Source organism: Micromonospora sp. NPDC050495, from assembly GCF_040655175.1.
Lineage (GTDB): Bacteria > Actinomycetota > Actinomycetes > Mycobacteriales > Micromonosporaceae > Micromonospora.
The window spans coordinates 240,734-261,260 of record NZ_JBFAJK010000002.1; the positions used below are offsets into that span (position 1 = coordinate 240,734).

Genomic DNA, 20,527 nt, shown 5'->3' on the forward strand with positions numbered 1-20,527 from the left:
CGATTCGCTGGTTGGTAGACGGCTGGCGCTCGGGGCAGATGGGAGAAGTTCGTGTTCCGCTCGATCCGGTCCTTCGCCTGGAACCTTCTCGGCGGCCGAAAACCGCTGGGGCTGCTGGCTTCGATGGCTGTTCTCTGCGTCGGTACGGTGGCGGTCGTTACCGCCGATCCGACGGTCGCGCACGCCACCGCGCCGGGAGCTTTGGTGACGTCGCGTGGAGCCGGTAGCGCCGCCAAGGCGGCCGTTGCCGACGGCGTCTCCGCCGGCAACGCGGCGCTCACTTCCGTCGATCTTGCTGGAACGTGGAGCTTCACCCCGGCGGGCCGGGCGACGACGTCGATCAGCGTGCCCGGTGGCAGCTGGTACAAACAGGGCTTCACCGACGTGAACGAGGCGGTGTACTCGCGCAGCATCACCGTGCCGGACTCGGGGCAGCCGCAGTCGACCTGGATCGAGTTCGGCGCCGTCAATCACCAGGCGACACTGTCGGTCGACGGCCGCGTGGTCGCCACCCAGACGACGGCGTTCACCCCGTCGAACTTCGACATCAGCGCATACGCGGCGCCCGGCACCACCCACACGATCACGGTGAACGTGAAGGGCCGCGGCGCGTTGAAGGCATCCAACGGCCGGTACCTGGTGCCCGACGCCGCCGAGTGGTCCGAGGCGATCCCCCAGGGGATCTACCGTTCGGCGTTCCTGCGGGTGTACCCAGCGGTGTACGTCAGCGACACATTCGTGCGTACGTCGGTGGCGAACAAGACGTTGACCTACGTCGTGTCGGTGCATAACACGTCGAGCAGTTCCCGATCGGTGACGTTGACCGGGTCGCTGTCGTCCAACAACGGAACGGCTTTCAGCTACCCGGAACTGCCCAGCCGTACGGTCACCGTGGCGGCCCACTCGACCGCGACCGTGACCGTCGGGCCGGTCGCGTGGAACCTCGACAGCACCTCGTACTGGTGGCCCAACGTGCCGTACCGGTCGGGGTACCGGGCGCAGCTGCACAGGCTGACGGTGCATGCCGTCACCGATGGCGGGCACACCAGCGACGCCACCTACCGGTTCGGGTTCCGGGAGGCCACCCAGAACGGTGACTACTACTACCTCAACGGCGTGCGCGTGAACTTCCGCGGCGACAACCTCCAGGGTGCTGACTACGACCGGATCAACAACGGCGGCAAGGGCGACGCGTTCGATACTCTGCCCGGCTTCCTGCCCCCATCGTCGGGCAACGGCGGCTGGCCGCAGGCGGTGGACAACTACCAGCGGCTGAACTACAACGTGGTGCGCATCCACCAGGAGCCCGCGAGCCCGTACATGTTGGATGTCGCCGACGAGATGGGCCTGATGATCATCGGCGAGACCGCGATTCGCGGCTCCCAGTCCGGGCAGGATTGGATCGCCGGGCACGACAACATGGTCAACCACGCCCGTGCGCTGGTCCTGCGCGACCGCAACCACCCCGCGATCATCCGCTGGAGTCAGAACAACGAGCCGAACCAGAGCGGCCAGGATTCCGAACAGTTCGAGAAGGACCTGTACGCGGCGATGAACGGCGCCGACGGCACCCGGCCGGTCATTGTCGAGGTGGGCGTCGGCGGGAATGTCAGCCTGTATCCCGGGATGACGTACGCCAACTTCGCGGTGATCCCGCACTACGTCGACGGCTTCGGCAAGTACGGGGAGGGCCTGATCACCGTGAATGGGCGGCCCGACGGCGAGGGCGAGTACATCTGGCCGGCATGCAACACCAAGCAGGGCTTCGAGTGGTTCGCCACGGCAACCCTGGCCAAGCGCGGCAAGAACGCCACCGACCTGCGCCCGTACACGCTGCTGTCCGCCTGGGCCAGCGTCGTGCCCGGAGTGCGGACCACCGACTTCACCCCGGAGGAGGGCGGTCACCCGATCTACGGCGCGGACAACCTCCCGGACCCCTGGAGCAACCCGCAGATCCAGCGCGTGCAGGCGGCGTTCAACCCGGTGGCCGCGGTCGACCTGCCGTACTGGTCCGCCTCCGGCGCCTCGGACTCGAACGGCACCTTCCCGCTGCCGCAGGCGATCCCCAGCTACGCCCGCAACGCCACGGTGACCCGCAACATCACCGTGTTCAACGACGACTTCACCGACACCTCGGTGGGCTTCACCTGGACCGCCCGGCTCGACAGCCCGACCGGCGCGGTCGTCGCGTCCGGAAGCACGACGCTGACCGTCCCGCTGGGCTCGCGGGTCACCCAGCCGGTGTCCTTCACCACCCCGGCCACCGGTAGCCGCGTGTACCTGCAGCTGTCGACCACGAAGTCCGGCAGCACCGTTTTCACCGACGCGGTCGAGTACTTCACTCTCGGTGGAAGCGGCGGAACCGGGCCCGCACCAGGCGCCTACCGCATCGTCAACCGCAACAGCGGCAAGCCCCTCGCCATCGTCGGCAACTCCACCGCCGACGGGGCCAAGGCGGTCCAGCAGAGCGGCACCCCCACGTGGACGATCAGCACCACGCAGGACGCCTACACCTTGCGCTACACCGCCTCCGGAAAGGTGCTCGACGTCAACGGCGGCAGCAGCACGGTGGGACTGCAACTGCAGCAGTGGTCGGCCAATGGCGGTACGAACCAGATGTGGTACCTGCGGCCCACCGGCGACGGCTACTACACCATCGTCAGCCGCAACAGCGGACTGCTGGCCGACGTCTACGGCGCGGCGACCAGTGACGGGGCGCAGGTCGTGCAGTGGACCGCCAACGGCGGGACCAACCAGCAGTGGCAGTTCGTACCCGCCTAGGCCTGTCCTGCCGATCATGGAAGCCAGATGACGGCGGCGATCAGGACGAGGCTCACCCGGTAGAGAGATGCGCGTTTGGCATAGCGGGTGGCCAGGTCACGCCACTGCTTGAGCCGGTTGAAGCAGCGTTCCATGACGTGGAGTTTGCGGTAGATCGCCTTCAGGGCGGTGGGAAGCGCCGGGCTGACGACCGGGCTGTCCTCGCGGCGATCGCGTACATGGTGCAGGCCGGTTGCTCGTGGCGGAAGCTGCCCGCTGTGTTGTTCGGGGTGTCCCGGGCGACGGTGCATCGCCGGTTCACCGAGTGGACCCGGTTCGGATTGTGGGATCAGATCCATCACGAGCTGCTGCACCGGTTGAACGTGGCCGGTGGGATCGACTGGTCCAGAGCGATGATCGACTCGATCAGTGTCCGGGCGTTGAAAAGGGGGATCTGACCGGGCCAAACCCGGTCGACCGCGGCAAACCAGGCTCGAAGATCCACGTCTTATGCGACCGGCGGGGCGTGCCGCTGCAGGTGCTGATCTCAGCCGCGAACACCCCCGGACGCGCAGTTGCTGTTCCCGTTGCTGGATGCCTCCACGCCGGTGCGGGGCCGTCGCGGCCGGCCCCGCCGACGTCACCTCACACGTTGTCGACGGCAGCGGCCACTGGCTGTTCGAGGAGCAACCCGCCGCGGGGATGCGGCCATCGGTCGCTGGCACGTACCACTGGCCCGGCAAGGTCGTCACCGAGGTCACCCCGGCAGGTGATTTCTGGGAGGCAGAGCCCGAGCACCAGGACTACCTGCAGACCTACCCGGACGCTACACCTGCAAATCCCCCCCCGGGCTGGAAGCTCCCGAAGCGGGCGACGGCCTGACACCCCGGCGCGCGGACCTCGGTCCGCGCGCCGCCTCGTTGGGCGTGCCGCTGGATACACTTTACCGATGGGCGACGAGCAGGTGGCTCCGCCGACGAAGCCGCGGAGGATCAGCCAACGGGGCATCGCGACGCGTGAGCGGATCCTCGAGGCGGCGAACCGCCTCATGTTCGTGCGCGGAGTGAACGCGACGACCCTGGACGACGTCCGCGAGGCAAGCCAGACCAGCAAGTCCCAGCTTTATCACCACTTCGCCGACAAGCAGGAACTCGTCCGCGCGTTGGTCAGATATCGAGGCGCGCTCGTGCTTCAGCGCGAGCGCGGAGGGCTCGAACGACTGAGATCGTTCTCCGGGCTGGTCCGGTGGCGTAACGCGCTGATCCAGGCCAACTCGCTGAACAACGGCCGATACGGGTGCGGCCTCGGGTCGATGGCGGTCGAGCTGTCCGACCAAGATGAGCAGGCGCGATCGATGCTGGCGGAGACGTTCGCGGAATGGGAAAAACTGATCAGCGACGGTCTGCACCGGATGCGGGACAGCGGTGCGCTGCGCCAGGACGCCGACCCGGAGAAGTTGGCCACGGGGTTGATGGCGGCCCTGCAGGGCGGCTACCTGCTGGCGAACGCCGCGCACAACGTCGCACCCATGGAGGTCGCGCTCGACATGGCACTGGAACACATCAAATCGTTCCTCACGCAGCCGTCCGGGAAGCCGACCCGTTGATCGAGCCCGCTCGGGTGATCAGGCCGATCGCGCGGACGCGATACGCCACCGCGACGCCGATCCGCGCGCGATGCGCCACAGCGACGCCGATCCGCGCGCGATGCGCCACAGCGACGCCGATTCACCTGCAATAGAGCCGAAGCGCGTCGATCGGCCACCCGCCCAGCGTGCTCGATCACCGCAGCGGTACGCAATCGGTCCCCAGACACGAGGACGCTGTGGCACCGCAGCCGCGAGTAGGGTGCGGCGATGGCGATGAGGGCGTACCGCGAGCTGACCGGCGCCGAGAAGGCTGTGTGGGACCGCTTTGACGCGGCGTTCGACTTCCGCCCCAGCATGCACCGGTACCCGGCCATCAAGGAACCGACCCCGTCGGTCACCTGGAGCCTGGACGGCCTCGATGAGGAACCCGGATACCCGCGCCTGGATCGCCTGGTCGAGGTCGTGCAGGCCGGGTTCACGGCGCTGGCGGGGACGGGTTCGATCCTGTGCCTGGACTGGCAGCACCCGAGTTACCGGGTCTGGCCCAGCCTGGTCGGGCCGGAGAACATCGATCCGCCTGGCCAGCCTGGATGGCCGTTGTCGCCGTACCCGGACGGCGACTACTACATATACCTCGCGGAGGACTTCCGGTTCGGCAGCTTCGGCCATCCGTGGGAGCTGTCGCTGTGCGTGTTCGGCGGCACCCTGCTGGACCTGGTCGAAGCCGACCTGCACGACCTCCTCGGCATGCCGATGAGGCGCGACGGCCAGCGGGTGACGAGGTGAGGGCGGGTCCGGCGAACGAATGGTCCGTGAACGGGGCGCCGCACCCCGAGACGCGGACGCCCGGTTACCTCACCGGGGCGCGCGGCGTGGCGCTCGACGGACCGCGCCGGCGGTCATGACCTGGCCTTGCGGGGCGCGATGGTGTAGCTGAACGAGATCAGGAAGTCGATGGCGACGACGATGCCCCAGACGCCCATCGGCCCCCACATCGGCGCGACCCGCTCGGGGTCGCCGACGAGCAGGGTGAAGAGTCCCATCACGGCCACCGCGACGACGTATGCCGCGAGGTGGCGCAGCCACTGCCGCCGTTCGTGGGCGGCGTGCTCCCGGCCGTGCCGGGGGGCGCGGGCCGGCGCCGGCCCGCCCGCGAACCGGTGAGCGAACCGCTGGTCGGTCCAGCGGACCAGTTGGCCCCCGAAGGCCACGGACGCGCCGAGGTAGCCGGCGGCGAGGCCGTGCGCCGCGCTCGCCTCGCCGCCCCCGCGCAGGTCGACGACGGAGAGGGCGAGCAGCACCACGTCGACCAGCGGCACGCAGAGGAGCAGCACCGTGCTGAGGGTCTTCGCCCGCAGCGGGTAGCGCGCGGTGAGACCGGCCAGCAGCAGCACCCAGAACCCGATCTCGCAGGCGATGATCGCCGGCACCATGACAGCCTCCCCGGTTCCGTACAGCCGTGCCACATCTTTCTAGCACGATCGTGCGATAATAACGGGGTGCCCAAGATCGTCGACCACGCCGAGCGCCGTCGGGAGCTGGCCGAGGCGGTCTGGCAGGTGATCGCCGGTGGCGGCATCGACAGTGTCTCCACCCGCTCGGTCGCCGCCGCGTCCGGCTGGTCCTCCGGCGCGCTGCGGCACTACTTCGCCACCCGCGCGGAGCTGCTGGCGTTCGCCTGCGAGCAGGTCATCGACCAGGTGACCGAGCGCATCGAACGGCTACCGTTGCCGGCCGATCCGGTCGCCGCGGTGCGGGCGATCCTGCTGGAGACCATGCCTGTCGACGAGCGCCGGCGCATCGAGGCCTCGATCGCCTTCTCCTTCCTCGCGCTCGGCCTGGGCGATCCCGCGCTGGCCCGCGTGCAACGCCGGCACTTCACCGCGATGTTCGAGATGTGCCGTCGGCTCGTCGGCGATCTGGCCGCGCGCGGTCACCTGGCCGGCGAACCCGACCGCCTCGACACGGTCGCCCGGCGGATGCACGCGGTCGTCGACGGTCTGACCACGCACGTCCTGGCCGGACACCTGGGCGCCGCCGAGATGGTGGCGCAGCTGGACGCGTACCTGGCGGAGCTGACCGGCTCCGAGCCGCGAGCCTGACCCGCGGTCACCGCGGCGGATCGTCGACGCCGGCGGGCTCGGGCCGGCCGGCCTTGTGCCGGCGGTAGTACCGGGCGACGCGGGCGCGGTTGCCGCACCGGGTGCGGGAGCACCAGCGGCGACCGGGATGCGCCGGCAGGAACAGCACGACGCAGTTCTCGGCCTCGCACTGCCGCACGGTGGCCAGCACCGGATCCGTGAGCAGGTCGACGGCGGCCTCGGCGAGGTGGGCCGCGAGCTGCGCACCCAGGCTGCCCTCGCGGCGAACGCGTGCCCGCGGGGCACCCGACAGCCACCGCAACTCCCGGATCGCGGGCGCCCGGCGCTGACTGCCGTTGAGGTACGCGACGGCGTCGGCGGGCGGCGCCAGGCCGCGCCGGGCGTGGTCGACGGCGACCGCGATGTGGCCGCGTACGGCCTGGACCATCGCCACGTCGTCCGGCGTGATCGTGGCCGGCGCCTCGGGCAGGTCGGGCACGCGATCGGCCTGGGCGCCGAGCCACGCCTGCAGCTGTGCGGGCGTGGCCAGCAGGTCGACGGTGTTGCCGCCGTGCCGCACCACCGTGTTGACCAGGTCGAGTGCCAGCGGCTCGCCCACGAGCGGCGTCAGGTCCGTCACCACCTAATGGTATCCCGGCCTCTTGACGCGTTAGGACGGTCACCGGTATGCCTAATGCGACATTACTATTAAGAAGGGTGTGACCATGACGCTGAGCGTGACCCGGGTCGTGCACCGGCACCTCGACGTGGGCGGGCTCCGGCTCTTCTACCGGGAGTCCGTCCCCTCCGCGCCGGGAAGCGCGGACCGGCCACCGGTCCTGTTGCTGCACGGCTTCCCGTCCGCCTCGCACCAGTACCGGCGGCTCATCGACGTGCTGGGCGACCGCCATCGGCTCGTCGCCCCGGACTACCCGGGCTTCGGGCACAGCGACGTGCCGACACCGGCGACGGCGGGCGGCTCGTTCGACTACACCTTCGACGGCCTGGCCGACGCGGTCGAGCGGTTCGTCGACCGCCTCGGGCTGACCCGGTTCGTGCTGTACCTGTTCGATTTCGGCGCCCCGGTGGGCTTCCGGCTCGCCACCCGCCACCCGCGTCGCGTGGCCGGGCTCATCGTGCAGAACGGCAACGCGTACCTCGAAGGGCTGTCGGACCAGGCGCGGGACTTCATCGCGCTGCGCCCCACCGACCCGGGCGCGGAGGAGCAGGTCCGCGCGCTGCTGACGCTGCCCGCCACCCGCGGCCAGTACGAGGGCGGCACCTCGAACCCGGACGAGGTCGCCCCCGACGGCTGGACCCTGGACCAGCACTTCCTGGACCAGCCGGGCCGCAGCCAGCCGCAGCTCGACCTGGCCTTCGACTACAAGTCGAACCTCCAGCAGTACGACCGCTGGCAGGAGTGGTTGCGGCTGCACCAGCCCCCGACGCTGATCGTGTGGGGGCGCAACGACCCGTTCTTCCCCGCGCCGGGCGCCGAGGCGTACCTGCGGGACCTTCCCGACGCCGAGCTGCACCTGCTCGACACGGGGCACTTCGCGCTGGAGGAGAAGCTGCCGCAGATCGCGCCGCTGGTGGCCGACTTCCTCGACCGGGCCGCCCGCGCCGACCGGTCGGCGGCCGCCGCGACGGGGTAGGCCGGTCCTCCCTGGACCGATTTGTCGAGCGGGTGCCGCGTCGGTCCGGTGTGGCGGGCGTCACGGCCCCGAGCGGAAATGGACGCGGCGTCCGGTTCGTTGCTAGGGTCGACCCCGTAAGCGGACACGGTGTCCGAATGTCGGGGAAGAAGGGGAAGGTCGTCATGGCCCATCTGCTGCACCTGGACACCAGCGCCCGCCGCGCCTCGCACTCCCGCGCCCTGAGCAGGGTGTTCGCCGAGCAGTGGCGGGCGGCGAGCCCGACGGGCACCTACACCTACCGGGACCTCGCCGCGGATCCGGTTCCGGTGATCGGCGAGGCGTGGACGGAACTCTGCGACTACGCCCTCGCGCACGGCATCACCGATCCGGTCCGCCTCGCCGAAGGAGTCCGTACCCCGGCGCAACGGGCGGCGTGGGCGGTCGTCGAGCCGCTGTTGACCGAGCTGGTCACGGCCGACGTGCTGCTCATCGGCGCCCCGATGTACAACTTCTCGATCCCGGCGAGCCTGAAGCTCTGGCTCGACCAGGTGACGTTCCCCCGCGCCTCGCTGGACGCCACGGTGGTCGTGGTCTCCGCGCGCGGCGGCTCGTACGCGCCCGGCACACCCCGCGAGCCGGTCGACCATCAGGAGCGCTACCTGCGCGACTTTTTCCGGGGGCACTTCCAGGTGGACGACATCACCGTCATCAACGCCGAGTTCGTGAACTCGACCGTGGACCCGACGCTGGCGCGGTGGCGCGAGTCGTACGCCGCCTCGTTCGACGCGGCGAAGCGGGCGGCAGCCGACCTGGCTCGCACCCTGGCGACCGGTGGCCCCGTCGCGGCGCGGGCCGGGTCATGACCTGGCTGATCCTGGTGCTGGCCGGCCTGGTCGAGATCGTCTGGTCGCAGAGCATCAAGCCCACCCAGAACTTCACGCGGCCGCTGCCGACCCTGATCTGCCTCGTCCTCGGCGCCGCGGCCGTGTACCTGCTGTCCCGGGCCATGCAGGAGCTGCCGGTCGGCACCGCCTACGCCGTGTTCACCGGGATCGGCGCGATCGGGGCGATCTCGCTGGGCATCGTCGTGCACCGGGACCCGGTCAGTGTCGGCCGGTTCGCCGCGCTGGCCCTGATCGTCGGCGGCATCGTGCTCGCCCGGGTCACCAACCCGGACTGAGCGGGGGGATCACCGCAATGCCGGCCGGCCGCGCGCGGCGGCCTGACCGGCGCGGCGGGCCGCGTTTCGTGCGGAGGCTGGCCGGCGCGGCGGCTGTGGCCCTCGTCCGTCCGGGCGGGACGGGTCCGGGAAGTGGGCACCGGAGTCGTCCCGCCCGGCTCATCCGCCGTCGAGCACGCCGGACGCGAGGGTGCGCAGGGCGGCGGCGATCTGCTCCGGCGTGCGGCGGCGCTGCTCGCGCTGGTACTGGTAGACGTCCGGGGCGAGCGGCGCGAGCAGTACGTCGACGAGCGCGTCGACCTGCGGCGCGGCGGCCTGCGCCAGCAGCGCCCGCACATGTGCCCGCCAGAAGCCGTACGCCCCGGTGGCGAAGCGCGCCGGCCCGACCTCGGCGCCGAGCACGAGCGGCAGGTGCTGCTCGAGCAGGTCCACCATCGCGGCGTAGAAGGCCGCCAGCCGTTCGGCCGGGGGAGCGCCGGGGCCGAGCGGCGGGGGCCCGGACATCATCCGCTGCTGGAGGTCGCGCTCGTGGTCGTCGAGCAGGGCCTGGGCGATCGACGCGGTGTCCGGGTAGCGCCGGTAGAGGGTCGCGCGCCCCACGCCGGCGGCCCGGGCGATGTCCTCCATCGTGACGCTTCGCGGGTCGCCGCCGGCGAACAGGGTCCTGGCGGCGGCGAGCACCCGCGCCCGGTTCCTGGCCGCGTCGGCCCGCTCACCCTGAGCGCGAGGGCCGAGCGGATCCCCGGTCAACCGGTCGGTGCGGCCGTTCACCGACCCAGCCTAGCAAGTGGACGCGGCGTCCGAATGGACGGCGCCCGGCGCGCCTGGCCGGCGAGCGGCTGGTACCCCGACGAGGATCCCACCCGTCGGAAGGCTGTCCGGCCGGTCCGCTCGGCCGTGCCCGGACCATTAGGCTGGCCCGGAACATCACCAGCGCCGGCGCCCACCCGCCCGGGCGGGCAGGCGCCGATCCGGCCACCCGAGGAACCCCGTGCACTCACGCCGAATCGCCCGAGCCGTCGCCGGCGCCACCGCCGTCACCGCCCTGGCCGGCTGCGACAGCGGCACGACCGGCCAGCCGACCGCGCGTTCCACCACAGCGGACGGACCGCTGGTCGAGCACATCCACACCGCCGACCCGTCGGGTCACGTCTGGGCCGGCCGGCTCTACGTGTACCCGTCGCACGACGTCGACACGGGCGTGCCACCGGACCGGCTCGGCAGCCAGTACGACATGCGCGACTACCACGTGCTGTCCATGGCGCAGGTCGGCGGGGAGGTCGTCGACCACGGGGTCGCCCTCGCCCTCGCGGACATACCCTGGGCGGACCGGCAGCTCTGGGCCCCGGACGCCGCGCGCAAGGGCGACCGCTACTACCTGTTCTTCCCGGCGAAGGACCGCGACGGGATCTTCCGGATCGGCGTGGCCACCTCGGCCGACCCGGCCGGCCCGTTCGTCGCCGAGCCGGAGCCGATCGCCGGCAGCCAGAGCATCGACCCGGCCGTGTTCACCGACGAGGACGGGACGACGTACCTCTACCAGGGTGGGATCCTCGGCGGGCAGCTGCAGCGCTGGCGAAACGGCGGGTACGTGGGGACGGACACGTATCCGGCGAACGACGAGCCGGCCCTCGGCCCGCGCGTCGCGCGGCTCACGGACGACCTGCTGGGCCTGGCCGAGCCGGTCCGCGAGGTCGTCGTCCTCGACGAGGCCGGCCGGCCGCTGCGGCAGGGCGACCCCCGCCGCTTCTTCGAGGGATCGTGGGTGCACCGGCGCGCCGGCCGCTACTACCTGATGTACTCCACCGGGGAGAGCCGCCAGCTCGCGTGGGCGACGGGCGACTCGCCGTACGGCCCGTTCAGCTACGGCGGCACCGTGCTCGAACCGGTCGACGGCTGGACGACGCAGGGTTCGATCGTCGAGGTCGGCGGCGACTGGTACCTGCTGTACCACGACGCCAGCCGGTCCGGCGTCGACCACCTGCGCGACGTGCGGATCGCCCCGCTCGAGTACGACGAGGACGGTGGCATCCGCACCGTGAAACGGTGACCGCCCGCCGGCGCGCCGCGCCGGTGCTCCGGCGCGGGGTTTCCGCGCGCTTCCGACTTGCGCAGCTGCGCAAAGTTGTTCTTGTGGCGGTGGCGACAGCGCGGTGAGGGTGAGCGGAGCCCGCGCCGCACCGAGCCGGCCGGGACCGGACGCGGTCCTCACCACGCAGGAGCAACAGTTGCGAAGTCTCAAGGCACCACCCGCCCTCGCCGTCCTGGCGGCGGCCGCCCTCCTCGGCACCACCGCGCAGGCCGCGAACGCGGCGAGCCCGTCACCGGCGGGCACGACCACGGCCGCCGAGGCGTCCGTCCCGGCCACCGTGGCGCCCGCCACGGACACCCCAGCCCTCGTGGACGATCTGGCCGACCCGGCCGACGCCACGATCGCACCGGACAAGGCCGCGCGGGCCCACCTCGCGGGCCACCGGGACCGCTACCGGATCGCCGACCCGGCCGGCACGCTCACCACCGGGCGGGTCGACACGCACGGCGCGCGGGAGACGGTCCGGTTGAACCAGAAGTACCGCGGCCTGCCCGTGTTCGGCGCCCAGTACGTGGTGCGGATGGAGAAGAAGGCCGGCACACGTACGGTGACCGGCACCTCGGGCAGCTACTTCACGGACCTCGACGTCGACACCACGGCCACCCCGCTGCCCGCGGACATCGCGATCGCCCGGGCCGTCGAGGACGTACGCAGGAGCCTGCACCCCGGCGCGGCCGTGGTCGCCGGCGCCCCCCGGCCCGGCCCGAAGCCCGACCCGGCCCGCGCCGACCTCACCGGCACCGACCAGGGGCTCGTGGTCATGCCGACCGGCACCGGCGTGCTCGCCCGGCGGGTACTCGTCAAGGGCAGGGACGTCGTGACGGGTCAGCCCGTGCTGCGCGACGTGTACGTGGCCGCAACGAACGGCGTGCCGCTGCTCAGCGTCAGCCGGATCAAGACGTTCGCCACCGCGCAGCAGGCCGCCGCCCTGGCCGCCCGCGGGACCGCCAAGGCGCCGCAGGCCGCGCCGGCGGCGACCGCCACGGGCACCGCCGCGACGCCGGTCGCCGGCACGGGCACCACCCTGCACGGCGCCACGGTGCCGATCCCGCTCGTCCGCCCCGACGGTGCCGACGGCTACCTCATGACGGACCGGACCCACGCCCGCGAGGACGGCCGGACGGTCCCCATCACCACCTGGGACGGCCGGGGCCGGGACTACTACGACCTGCTCGAGGGCGGGTGGCCGGAGGGCGTCGCGCCGTTCGCGTCGCCGTCCACCACGCTCGGGGCCGACCTGACCGACGCCGGCGCCGTCGACGCGGCCTGGGACGCCGCGAAGGTGTTCGAGTGGTACCAGACCGAACTCGGGCGCGACAGCCTGGACGGCGCGGGCATGCCGATCGACTCGATCGTCGGCATCACCTACGGCGGCTACCCGTGGGTCAACGCGTACTGGGACGGCACCCGGATGGTGTACGGCAGCGGCGACGACGAGTACCTGCCGCTGGCCGCCGACCCCGACGTGGTGGGCCACGAGATGTCGCACGGCGTGGTGGAGCACACCGCCAACCTGGTCTACGGCGGCCAGCCGGGCGCGCTCAACGAGGCGATCGCCGACTACTTCGGCAACGCCATCGACGTCGACGCGTCCGGCACGTCGATGTCCGATCCGGAGGCGAGCCTGCTCGGCGGCGACCTCTGCCGCACCCTGGCTCCGGCCCGGTGCGCCCTGCGCAACCTCGACGACGGCGCCACCACCGCGGACTTCCAGCACCTGATGGACACGCCGGCGATGGACGACGGCGGCGTGCACCTCAACTCGACGATCGTGTCCGGGGCGCTGTGGGACCTGCGCCAGGCGTTCGGCGGCGCGGTCGCCGACAAGATCGTCTACCGGGCGCTCACCGACTACCTCGCGCCGATGTCCGACTTCGTCGATGCCCGCGAGGCGGTGCTCGCCTCCGCCCGGTCGTGGGGTCTGAGCAAGAAGGACCTCACGGTGGTGCAGGCCGCGTTCGACTCGCGCGGGATCACCGCGAAGTGGAAGGCGGGCCTGTACGGCAAGAAGACCGACCTGCTGGTCGACCGGCTCAACACCGGGATGTACGTCGACATGACGGCGAGCATGGCCGGTGGCTGGTTCGCCGTGCCGCGCTCGGACGCGAACCACACCCAGCCGACCTCGATCTGGGTGGGCCGCACCAAGGGCGAGAACACGCCGTACCGGATCTCCCCGGACGACGGGAACGTGCACAGCTTCCCGCACACCGACGGCAAGCGGGTCGTGTGGCTGTCGGTCGAGACGAACGCCGACTCGCCGACGTGGGAGATCGACCGCATCCTGTCGGCGCCCGTCGGCGGCGGCAAGGTCGAGGAGCTCTACCGTTCCCCGTACCGCATCGACGGCCTGGGCTTCGACGGCACCGTGGTGGCGTGGAGCCAGTACGACCCCGAGCAGGGTTACCTGGACGTCGTGCGCTACCTGCGGGGCGACTCGCCGACCGTGCACACCCTCGCCCACCCCGGCTGGGTCGGCAACGCCACGGCGCCGAGCGTCCGGAACGGGAAGATCTCCTACGTCCGGTACGAGGACCTCGCGCAGCCCAACCCCGATGGCACCTGGTGGTCGCTGGGCGTCGAGGTGTACGACGTCGCGACCGGGAAGACGACCTTCGCCGGCGGTGACCCGGGCGCCGAGACGATGAGCTACCCGCAGGTGTCCGGCACCGCCGTGGCCTGGGTGATCAACCGCGACTACGGCCGCTACGTCGACGGCGCGTGGAGCCAGGGGACGTACCACGACTCGGTCCGGCTCTTCGACTTCGCCACCGGCACGAGTCACCTGCTCTTCGAGGAGAACTCACCGCAGGCGAAGCGGGCCGACGTCCTCACGCTCTCCGACACCACCCTCACCATCACCGAGGAGGCCCCCGTGGACCGCTGGCTGGCGACCGGCGGCTACCCGGACAACTCGCTCAACCCGAAGCTCAGGCAGTACCGGTTCGACGGGACGTACGTCGGCCCGGCGTCGTGCAGTCCGGGCGCGCAGATGTTCGCGACGGCGGGCGCGGGGCGCGACGTGATCTACCTGGACTCGTCGGCGGGCGGTTTCGGCCTGGCGTACGCGACGGGCGCGAAGTCCTGCCGGTGAGCCCCGGTTAGGCAGGCCGACGCCCGGCGGCGCGCCGGGAACCCGCTGGTGGGGTTCCCGGCGCGCCGTACCGGCCGGCCGCGCTGCCGGCCGGTGGACGATCCCGGACCGGTCAGCCACGCTGCTGGCACGGTACGCAACAGCGGGCCGAGGGCAGGATCTCCAGCCGCGCCGTCGGGATGTCCTGGCCGCAGCGGTCGCAGACGCCGTAGGTGCCCTCGGACATCCGCCGCAGCGCCTGCGCGGTGGCGGCGACACCCTGCTGGGCCACCTCGATCAGCCGGCGCAGGGTGTCCGGGTCGTGACCGCCGTGGTCGGGCTGCCGGGAGTGCACGGTGAGCGCGGTGAGCTGGTCGGTGTGCTCCTGGAACTGGCGCTCCAGCAACTCGCGCAGCGCTTCGGTGCGGTCTTCGAGGGTGTGCGTCATTGTCGCTCGTCCTTTCCGGAAGGCGGCCGGGTCCGGTCGGCCAACGGGTGTCGGGTCGCCGCGACGGCGGCCATGCCGGCCCCGGTCAGCGCGGCGGTGCGCGGTGCCGCCGCGCGGTGCACGGTCGCGCCCAGCGTGGCGACCAGCCGGGCGGTCAGGTCGGGTCGGGTGGCCCCGTCGCCGATCACGACGACGCCCCGGGCCAGGGCGGCCCGGACGGGTTGCCGCAGCGCCGGCTCCTGCCGCAACTCCCGGATCAGCCTGGTCGCGGTGTCCGCGAGCATGCCGGCGGTCACCGCGTGGTTCAGGTCCCGGGTGCCGACCTCGGCGCGCCGGGCCGCGACCACCCGGCCGTGCTCCAGCAGGGCCACCTCGGTGAGCTGGGCGCCGATGTCGGCGAGCAGCAGGGTGCCGGCGGCGGCGCCCGCGCCGATGGCGCCCGCGCGGACGCTGTCGACGAAGAGCAGCCGGGCCGGCGCGAGTACGGCGTTGAGCACCCGGCGGGTGGCCTCCTGGTCGGCCGGCGTGGCGAGGACCGGACGGCAGGCCACCACGAGCGAGCCCACCGGCAGCGGGATGCGGTGGTCCTGCAGCAGCCGCCGCAGTTCGGTGGTGCAGGCCGGACCGTCGACGATGCGTCCGCGCCGCACCACCGGGGTCCGCAGGCCCTGGCCGACCGGGACGCTCAGCATGCCGTGCGGTCCCAGCCAGATCCGCAGCTGGGCGCTGCCGAGGTCCACGGCGACCGGCTCGGGCGCGACGGACACCACCGGGCGGGTGGTGTGGGACCGGCCGACCAGCATCCCGGTGCGGACCGGAGGGTGTACGGAAGTGACGTTGCCGGGCATACCGACCTCTTCTACGGTGAGACCCCCGGCCGTCGCGGCGGCGGGGGTGGGGTGCGGTGGATGGGCGGTCGGGCCGTGGGGCGACCGTCAGAGCGGTGCGCTCGCTACGGCGTCGACCCGCCGGGGCTCAGGGACGTCCACCACGCGGCGGCGGGAGAACCTCGCCGGTCCGGGCGGCGGGCCGCCGCGGCCCGGATCGGGCCACCGGGGCCGGCGCCCGCCGGGACAGCGGCGGGCAACCGGCGAACACGGGTGGGGTGGCCACCGGCGTACGGGTCATCATCACCGCCTCCTCGCTGCTCGGGTACGCGTCGGACCTCCAGCGTCGCCCGGAAGCACGACGTTGGCATTGCGCGTGGCCGGCCAACAAGAGCCCGCTTGATTGCCGGCCGCCGGAGAACACCATCGCGTCCCGTCCGGCCGCCGTCACCGCTGGTGGCGGCCCGTGGTCGGCGCCCCGGTGACCTGTGCATGTCGGCCACGCGGAGGTGTTCAGCGGCTATGGTTGGCCGCATGGAGAACCGACAGCACCCCGCCGGCGCGCAGCGGTCGCTCGCGCTGTCGATGCTGGCCGTGCTGGCGGTTGTCCTCGCGGCGCTTCGTGCCGGCTACGCGTTCGGCATGTGCATCGTGGTCCGGTTGAGCCGTGCCGTCGCGGGCTGCGTGCCCGCCTGGTCGGCCGACCGGGCGCCGCCGTCCATCGTGCGAGCCGAACGATCGTCCACCGTGCTGCCGTAGCGCCGGCCCCGCTCCCGGCCGGCCCTGGGCAGCCGTCCCGCGAGGAGCATCCGCTGTGAACATCGAACGCACGACGCTGCCCGGCATTGGCGTACGGCACATCTTCACCACCCGCGAGGGCCGCCGGATCGGCATCGTGGAGTACCTGGTGGGCGACCGCCGGGACGTCGTCCACGACGACCCGAACGATCCGGACGGCATGGTCACCCTCACCCTGACCCGCAGTGAGGCCAGCGCGCTGGCCGCCCTGCTCGGCTTCCCGGAAGTGGTCGCCGTGCCGGCCTGACCCGCTAGGCCGGCAACGGCCGACGGGGCCAGTCCAGTGCGCGCGCGCCGAGCACGGCGGCGTGCAGGGTGAACCGGTCCCGCGGGTCGGCGGGGTCGTAGCCGCTCAGCGCCCGGATCCGGCCCAGCCGATAGGTGACGGTGCGGACGGACACGTGCAGGCGGCGGGCCGCCTCCGTGGCGACCTCGCCGCACCCGAAGTACTCGTTCAGGGTGTCCAGCAGCGGCTCGGCGCCGCCCCGGGCCTGGCTCAGCGGGGTCAGCACCGCCTGCACGAGGTCCGCCATCGCCGCCTGGTCCCGCAGCAGGACGCGGTAGATGAGCAGGTCGTGGGCGTCGATCACGGCGGTGTCGGTGTGCAGCCGCCGCGCCGTGGTCAGCGCCTCGCGGGCCTCCTCGTAGGAGCGGGCGATCCCGTACAGGCCGGGGTGCGGGCGGCCCACCGCCACCTGCCACGGCCGGCCCCGGACCAGCCGGTCCAACTCGCCGTGCATCAGCCGTCCCAGCGCCGGCCCGGGACCGCCGTCGCCCGCGCCCCGGTCCGGCGTCACCGGGTCCGCCGGGGCGATCACGACGAGCAGCCCTTCCTTCGTGGCCACCAGCACGTCCCGGTCACCCAGCCGGTCGAAGATGACCCGCTCCAGCGCGCTGATCGCCGACTCGGCGTCCGGCAGACGGTGGCCCGGTGCGGCGAGCGCGACCTGGTGGACCCGGGCCAGATCCAGCCCGAACGGCTCGGCCCGCTCGACCAGCCCGCCCAGGTCGGAGTCGCCGCGCAGCAGGTCGTCGACGAGTTCCCGGCGCAGCGTCTCCTCACGCCGGACCAGTTCCCGGCGGGCCACCGCGTAGCCCTCGGCGAGCGTGGCCACGGCGGCGTCGACCACGTGGAGCACCGCGTCGGCCGCCGCCCGCACCGTCTCGCTGTCGGTGGCCGAGGCCAGGTGCGGCAACTGCCGCCAGAGCCGCCGGGCCGCCGACAGGTAGAGCCGGACGGCGCGGCCCGCGGAGATGCCCTGCTCGGCGGCGCGCCGGCCGAGCGCGCCCACCGCGTCGAGTTCACCGCGGCGCGGCCGGCGGCCGGTCACCGCCGCCTCGGTCAGCAACCGTAGATAGTCGCCGAGCAGTTCCACCGGTACGCCGCCGGCGTCGGCGCTGGCCGCGCGGGCCACCTCGGTCAGCCACCCGTCGTCGCCGGGCGCCCCGGCCCGATCCGGTCGGCGGGCGCTCTCGGTCATCGTGGTCTCCCCGGGCGGGGCCGGCATCGAACGCCGGCCCGATCCGTCCAGCCTATTGCCGGCGGCCGGACGCCGACGGGCTCCCGAGCGACGCGGGCCCGTCGAGGGGTACGGGGTCTAGCGGCTGCGCTCCACGACGTACTCCGCCAGGCCGAGCAGGAAGCGACCGTCGGCCGTGTCGGCGGCGGCGCCGAGCGCCCGCTGCCCCTCCCGCCGGGCCGCCACCGCGAGTTCCCGGGCGCTGCGGCGCGCCGACTCCACACAGTCGTACGCCAGCAGGCGACCGTGCAGCCAACGCACCTCCGACGCGGTGCGTTCCGCGCGGGTACGGCTCAGGAAGCGGAGCAGCCGCTCGCGCTCGTCCGCGGTGCACCGCCGGATGAAGTCGATGAGGATCAGGGTGCGCTTGCCCTCCCACAGGTCACCGGCGATCTCCTTGCCGTACCGGGCGTAGTCGCCGGTGAGGTTGAGCGCGTCGTCCTGGATCTGGAACGCCGCACCCAGGTACCAGCCGTAGCGGTCCAGCACGTCGACGGCGTCGTGCCGGCCGGTGGCCACCAGGATCCCGGTCCGGCACGGGTAGATGCAGGTGTACCAGGAGGTCTTCTTCAGGCACATCCGGTAGTAGTCGTCCGCGTCCAGGTCGCACACGTTGTCCCGGATCCAGCCGATCTCGATGGCCTGCCCCTCCAGCGAGTGGCGCAGCATGAGTTCGGTCTCCTCGAACAGCCGCCAGGCGATCCCGGAGCCGAGCGCCGCCCGGTTCGCGGCGAGCCGCTGCAACGCCAGCAGGTTCGTCATGTTGCCGACGTTCAACGCCACGCCGACCCCGTACCGGGCGTGCAGGGTCTCCTCCCCGCGCCGCTGCTCGCTGGCGTCCTGGATGTCGTCGTGGATGAGGAAGGCGTTGTGGAACAGCTCCACGGTCACCGCGGCGTTGAGCCCCACCGACGGCGCGCCACCGAACGCCCGGCAGGTCGCGAGGCACAGCGCCGCCCGCAGTCCCTTGCCCCACCGCCGCGGATACTCGGTGACCAGGTCGTAGAGGTAGCGCGGGCCGCCCGGGGGAACGTCGTCGAGGAGCGCGCCGAGCGTGAGCGCGCGGTAGCGCTCCAGGGTGCGTTCCACGTCCCCCAGGACCGCACCGGTGGTCGGCGTCATCGCCGGCTACCGGTCCGGCGACGCCGGGCGCTTCCCGGTCGGTGGCATGAGCCGGTCGGCCAGCCCGTTGGCCACGTCCGGCACCAGGCGGGCGAGGTTGAGCACGGTGTCCAGCGCGTCGTGCGCGTCCGACGTGTACCGGCGGACGACCTCGCCGCGCCGTTCGTCCGCCGTCTGCAGTTGGGCGATCACCGTGTCGATCAGCGCGTGCCCGTCGGTGCGGACCCGCGCGACCAACTCGTCGAACGCCTCCGGATCCACCCGGCGGTCCTCGCTCAGCCGCTCCTGCAGCCGCCGGGCCCCGGCCAGCCCCGCCGCGAGCTCCTCCTCCAGCACCGTGGCCGCGTGGGTCACGGTCTCGGAGGTCTCGTCGGCCACCTTCTCGAAGCGCTCGTCGCCGCGTTCGTGCTCGCCGTTGCTCATGGGCGCAGTCTTCACCCGGGCCATCGGGACGGGCCAGAGGTGTGTCGAGATGGTGACTGACCGTGTCGTCCCTGCTGGGGGCGGGTGCGCTCGGGCCGGCCGGCGCTCAGCCGGCCCGGGGGGCGTACATGATGACGGCGACGCCGACCAGGCAGATGGCGGCCCCGATCAGGTCGTAGCGGTCCGGGCGGAACCGGTCGACCACCATGCCCCAGGCCAGCGAGCCGGCGACGAAGACACCGCCGTACGCGGCCAGGATGCGGCCGAAGTTGGCGTCGGGCTGGAAGGTGGCGACGAAGCCGTAGATGCCCAGCGCGATCACTCCGCCGGCGACCCAGAGCAGTCCCCGGTGCTCCCGCCAGCCCTGCCACACCAGCCAGGCGCCGCCGATCTCGGCGAGCGCGGCGAGCAGGAACAGCAGGATCGAGCGGGCGACCGTCATGCCCCGACCGTAGCCGGGCCTCCCGGCGGTCCCGCTGGTCACCCGGCCGGCGCGCGGCCCGCCCCTTCATCGGCGTGCGGCGGGGGAGTCTCGGGCGCAATCCACTGGCATCCGGAGGCGACGTCGGGCACGCTGGCGCGCATGGTTTCGGTGGTGCAGAACGTGGCGATCGACTGTACGGATGCCTACGGGCTGGCCCGGTTCTGGAGCGGGGTCACCGGCCGTGACCCGCATCCGGAGGACCGGCCGGGCGACCCGGAGGCCCGGGTGCCGCTGGCCGACGGCCTGGTGCTGCACTTCAACCAGGTGCCCGAGCCCAAGCAGGTCAAGAACCGGATCCACCTGTGTCTGCGCCCGGACACCTCGCGGGACCAGGAGGTGGACCGTCTCCTCGGCCTCGGCGCCACCTTCGTCGCCGACCACCGCGATCCGGACGGTTCCGGCTGGGCGGTCCTCGCCGACCCGGAAGGCAACGAGTTCTGTGTCCTGCGCGGCGCGGCCGAGGGGGCGACGACCTCCTGACCCGGCCGCCCGCC

23 protein-coding genes are annotated in these 20,527 nt (G+C 72.5%); 14 read left to right on the plus strand and 9 right to left on the minus strand.

The features are described from left to right. Positions 1–204: 204 nt before the first annotated feature. From AB0I11_RS04325 to AB0I11_RS04345, 5 genes are all read left to right on the plus strand, one after another. Complete coding sequence (locus AB0I11_RS04325) at positions 205–2,781, plus strand: RICIN domain-containing protein (protein WP_357312793.1); 2,577 nt, start codon at positions 205–207, stop codon at positions 2,779–2,781. Between the two features lie 218 nt (positions 2,782–2,999). After that, on the plus strand, positions 3,000–3,218 hold the full coding sequence (locus AB0I11_RS04330; RefSeq protein WP_357313487.1) for a transposase: 219 nt from the start codon (positions 3,000–3,002) through the stop codon (positions 3,216–3,218). 244 nt (positions 3,219–3,462) lie between these two features. Next, positions 3,463–3,642 carry a peptide-methionine (S)-S-oxide reductase gene (locus AB0I11_RS04335; RefSeq protein ID WP_357313491.1) on the plus strand — a complete coding sequence of 60 codons (180 nt, stop codon included), beginning with the start codon at positions 3,463–3,465 and terminating at the stop codon, positions 3,640–3,642. 67 nt (positions 3,643–3,709) lie between these two features. Next, complete coding sequence (locus tag AB0I11_RS04340; protein WP_357312796.1) at positions 3,710–4,366, plus strand: TetR/AcrR family transcriptional regulator; 657 nt, start codon at positions 3,710–3,712, stop codon at positions 4,364–4,366. 249 nt (positions 4,367–4,615) lie between these two features. Then, complete coding sequence (locus tag AB0I11_RS04345) at positions 4,616–5,134, plus strand: DUF2716 domain-containing protein (RefSeq protein ID WP_357312799.1); 519 nt, start codon at positions 4,616–4,618, stop codon at positions 5,132–5,134. A gap of 113 nt (positions 5,135–5,247) precedes the next feature. Here AB0I11_RS04345 and AB0I11_RS04350 read toward each other — a convergent pair whose 3' ends face one another. After that, a complete protein-coding gene (locus AB0I11_RS04350; protein ID WP_357312801.1) occupies positions 5,248–5,781 on the minus strand; it encodes a hypothetical protein in 534 nt (177 codons plus the stop codon). Positions 5,782–5,847: 66 nt separating this feature from the next. Between AB0I11_RS04350 and AB0I11_RS04355 the strand changes: the two genes are divergently transcribed. Further along, positions 5,848–6,450 carry a TetR family transcriptional regulator C-terminal domain-containing protein gene (locus tag AB0I11_RS04355; RefSeq protein ID WP_357312804.1) on the plus strand — a complete coding sequence of 201 codons (603 nt, stop codon included), beginning with the start codon at positions 5,848–5,850 and terminating at the stop codon, positions 6,448–6,450. Positions 6,451–6,457: 7 nt separating this feature from the next. Here the strand turns inward: AB0I11_RS04355 and AB0I11_RS04360 are convergent, their stop codons facing one another. Next, complete coding sequence (locus tag AB0I11_RS04360; RefSeq protein ID WP_357312807.1) at positions 6,458–7,069, minus strand: CGNR zinc finger domain-containing protein; 612 nt, start codon at positions 7,067–7,069, stop codon at positions 6,458–6,460. Between the two features lie 85 nt (positions 7,070–7,154). Between AB0I11_RS04360 and AB0I11_RS04365 the strand changes: the two genes are divergently transcribed. The 3 genes from AB0I11_RS04365 to AB0I11_RS04375 all read left to right on the plus strand — a co-directional run bounded on the left by AB0I11_RS04365 (position 7,155) and on the right by AB0I11_RS04375 (position 9,246). Next, the gene (locus AB0I11_RS04365; protein ID WP_357312811.1) at positions 7,155–8,084 is read left to right on the plus strand and encodes an alpha/beta hydrolase; all 930 of its coding nucleotides are present in this window, start codon (positions 7,155–7,157) and stop codon (positions 8,082–8,084) included. A gap of 137 nt (positions 8,085–8,221) precedes the next feature. Further along, positions 8,222–8,929, plus strand: coding sequence for an NAD(P)H-dependent oxidoreductase (locus tag AB0I11_RS04370; protein WP_357312814.1), 708 nt, complete (start codon positions 8,222–8,224; stop codon positions 8,927–8,929). Then, positions 8,926–9,246 (plus strand): multidrug efflux SMR transporter, encoded by a 321-nt coding sequence (locus AB0I11_RS04375; protein ID WP_357312817.1) that lies wholly within the window; start codon positions 8,926–8,928, stop codon positions 9,244–9,246. The genes AB0I11_RS04370 and AB0I11_RS04375 overlap by 4 nt, the downstream gene beginning before the upstream one ends. Positions 9,247–9,405: 159 nt before the next feature. Here AB0I11_RS04375 and AB0I11_RS04380 read toward each other — a convergent pair whose 3' ends face one another. After that, a complete protein-coding gene (locus tag AB0I11_RS04380; protein ID WP_357312822.1) occupies positions 9,406–10,017 on the minus strand; it encodes a helix-turn-helix domain-containing protein in 612 nt (203 codons plus the stop codon). Between the two features lie 220 nt (positions 10,018–10,237). Between AB0I11_RS04380 and AB0I11_RS04385 the strand changes: the two genes are divergently transcribed. After that, positions 10,238–11,296, plus strand: coding sequence for a glycoside hydrolase family 43 protein (locus AB0I11_RS04385; protein ID WP_357312825.1), 1,059 nt, complete (start codon positions 10,238–10,240; stop codon positions 11,294–11,296). A 178-nt stretch (positions 11,297–11,474) separates the two neighbouring features. Next, the gene (locus AB0I11_RS04390) at positions 11,475–14,432 is read left to right on the plus strand and encodes a M4 family metallopeptidase (protein WP_357312829.1); all 2,958 of its coding nucleotides are present in this window, start codon (positions 11,475–11,477) and stop codon (positions 14,430–14,432) included. A gap of 112 nt (positions 14,433–14,544) precedes the next feature. Here AB0I11_RS04390 and AB0I11_RS04395 read toward each other — a convergent pair whose 3' ends face one another. Both AB0I11_RS04395 and AB0I11_RS04400 read right to left on the minus strand, forming a co-directional pair. After that, entirely contained in the window at positions 14,545–14,859 is a 315-nt protein-coding gene (locus AB0I11_RS04395; RefSeq protein ID WP_357312831.1) for a TraR/DksA family transcriptional regulator, read from the minus strand. Next, positions 14,856–15,707, minus strand: a complete 852-nt coding sequence (locus tag AB0I11_RS04400; RefSeq protein ID WP_357312835.1) for a rod shape-determining protein — start codon at positions 15,705–15,707, stop codon at positions 14,856–14,858. The genes AB0I11_RS04395 and AB0I11_RS04400 overlap by 4 nt, the downstream gene beginning before the upstream one ends. A 513-nt stretch (positions 15,708–16,220) precedes the next feature. Between AB0I11_RS04400 and AB0I11_RS04405 the strand changes: the two genes are divergently transcribed. Together AB0I11_RS04405 and AB0I11_RS04410 are read left to right on the plus strand one after the other, a co-directional pair. Next, positions 16,221–16,445 (plus strand): hypothetical protein, encoded by a 225-nt coding sequence (locus tag AB0I11_RS04405; RefSeq protein ID WP_357312838.1) that lies wholly within the window; start codon positions 16,221–16,223, stop codon positions 16,443–16,445. Between the two features lie 55 nt (positions 16,446–16,500). After that, positions 16,501–16,731: a hypothetical protein gene (locus AB0I11_RS04410; RefSeq protein WP_046567546.1), complete on the plus strand. Its 231-nt coding sequence runs from the start codon at positions 16,501–16,503 to the stop codon at positions 16,729–16,731. 4 nt (positions 16,732–16,735) lie between these two features. Here the strand turns inward: AB0I11_RS04410 and AB0I11_RS04415 are convergent, their stop codons facing one another. From AB0I11_RS04415 to AB0I11_RS04430, 4 genes are all read right to left on the minus strand, one after another. Further along, positions 16,736–17,965 (minus strand): helix-turn-helix domain-containing protein, encoded by a 1,230-nt coding sequence (locus tag AB0I11_RS04415; RefSeq protein ID WP_357312843.1) that lies wholly within the window; start codon positions 17,963–17,965, stop codon positions 16,736–16,738. 117 nt (positions 17,966–18,082) lie between these two features. Continuing rightward, positions 18,083–19,126, minus strand: a complete 1,044-nt coding sequence (locus tag AB0I11_RS04420; RefSeq protein ID WP_357312846.1) for a polyprenyl synthetase family protein — start codon at positions 19,124–19,126, stop codon at positions 18,083–18,085. A gap of 6 nt (positions 19,127–19,132) precedes the next feature. Beyond that, positions 19,133–19,549, minus strand: coding sequence for a hypothetical protein (locus AB0I11_RS04425; protein ID WP_357312849.1), 417 nt, complete (start codon positions 19,547–19,549; stop codon positions 19,133–19,135). 106 nt (positions 19,550–19,655) lie between these two features. Continuing rightward, positions 19,656–19,991, minus strand: a complete 336-nt coding sequence (locus AB0I11_RS04430) for a YnfA family protein (protein WP_357312852.1) — start codon at positions 19,989–19,991, stop codon at positions 19,656–19,658. 141 nt (positions 19,992–20,132) lie between these two features. On the opposite strand from AB0I11_RS04430, the gene AB0I11_RS04435 reads away from it, so the two are divergent. Next, positions 20,133–20,513, plus strand: a complete 381-nt coding sequence (locus tag AB0I11_RS04435; protein ID WP_357312855.1) for a VOC family protein — start codon at positions 20,133–20,135, stop codon at positions 20,511–20,513. The last annotated feature ends 14 nt before the right edge of the window (positions 20,514–20,527 follow it).

What these genes read in the sequence shown, in the direction of transcription:
- AB0I11_RS04330 (WP_357313487.1), top strand. Translation starts at nt 3,000, where the DNA reads ATGGTGCAGGCCGGTTGCTCGTGGCGGAAGCTGCCCGCTGTGTTGTTC.
- AB0I11_RS04335 (WP_357313491.1), top strand. Translation starts at nt 3,463, where the DNA reads ATGCGGCCATCGGTCGCTGGCACGTACCACTGGCCCGGCAAGGTCGTC.
- AB0I11_RS04420 (WP_357312846.1), bottom strand. Translation starts at nt 19,126, where the DNA reads ATGACGCCGACCACCGGTGCGGTCCTGGGGGACGTGGAACGCACCCTG.
- AB0I11_RS04395 (WP_357312831.1), bottom strand. Translation starts at nt 14,859, where the DNA reads ATGACGCACACCCTCGAAGACCGCACCGAAGCGCTGCGCGAGTTGCTG.
- AB0I11_RS04375 (WP_357312817.1), top strand. Translation starts at nt 8,926, where the DNA reads ATGACCTGGCTGATCCTGGTGCTGGCCGGCCTGGTCGAGATCGTCTGG.
- AB0I11_RS04415 (WP_357312843.1), bottom strand. Translation starts at nt 17,965, where the DNA reads ATGACCGAGAGCGCCCGCCGACCGGATCGGGCCGGGGCGCCCGGCGAC.
- AB0I11_RS04425 (WP_357312849.1), bottom strand. Translation starts at nt 19,549, where the DNA reads ATGAGCAACGGCGAGCACGAACGCGGCGACGAGCGCTTCGAGAAGGTG.
- AB0I11_RS04430 (WP_357312852.1), bottom strand. Translation starts at nt 19,991, where the DNA reads ATGACGGTCGCCCGCTCGATCCTGCTGTTCCTGCTCGCCGCGCTCGCC.
- AB0I11_RS04370 (WP_357312814.1), top strand. Translation starts at nt 8,222, where the DNA reads ATGTCGGGGAAGAAGGGGAAGGTCGTCATGGCCCATCTGCTGCACCTG.
- AB0I11_RS04400 (WP_357312835.1), bottom strand. Translation starts at nt 15,707, where the DNA reads ATGCCCGGCAACGTCACTTCCGTACACCCTCCGGTCCGCACCGGGATG.
- AB0I11_RS04405 (WP_357312838.1), top strand. Translation starts at nt 16,221, where the DNA reads ATGGAGAACCGACAGCACCCCGCCGGCGCGCAGCGGTCGCTCGCGCTG.
- AB0I11_RS04345 (WP_357312799.1), top strand. Translation starts at nt 4,616, where the DNA reads ATGGCGATGAGGGCGTACCGCGAGCTGACCGGCGCCGAGAAGGCTGTG.
- AB0I11_RS04435 (WP_357312855.1), top strand. Translation starts at nt 20,133, where the DNA reads ATGGTTTCGGTGGTGCAGAACGTGGCGATCGACTGTACGGATGCCTAC.
- AB0I11_RS04340 (WP_357312796.1), top strand. Translation starts at nt 3,710, where the DNA reads ATGGGCGACGAGCAGGTGGCTCCGCCGACGAAGCCGCGGAGGATCAGC.
- AB0I11_RS04365 (WP_357312811.1), top strand. Translation starts at nt 7,155, where the DNA reads ATGACGCTGAGCGTGACCCGGGTCGTGCACCGGCACCTCGACGTGGGC.
- AB0I11_RS04350 (WP_357312801.1), bottom strand. Translation starts at nt 5,781, where the DNA reads ATGGTGCCGGCGATCATCGCCTGCGAGATCGGGTTCTGGGTGCTGCTG.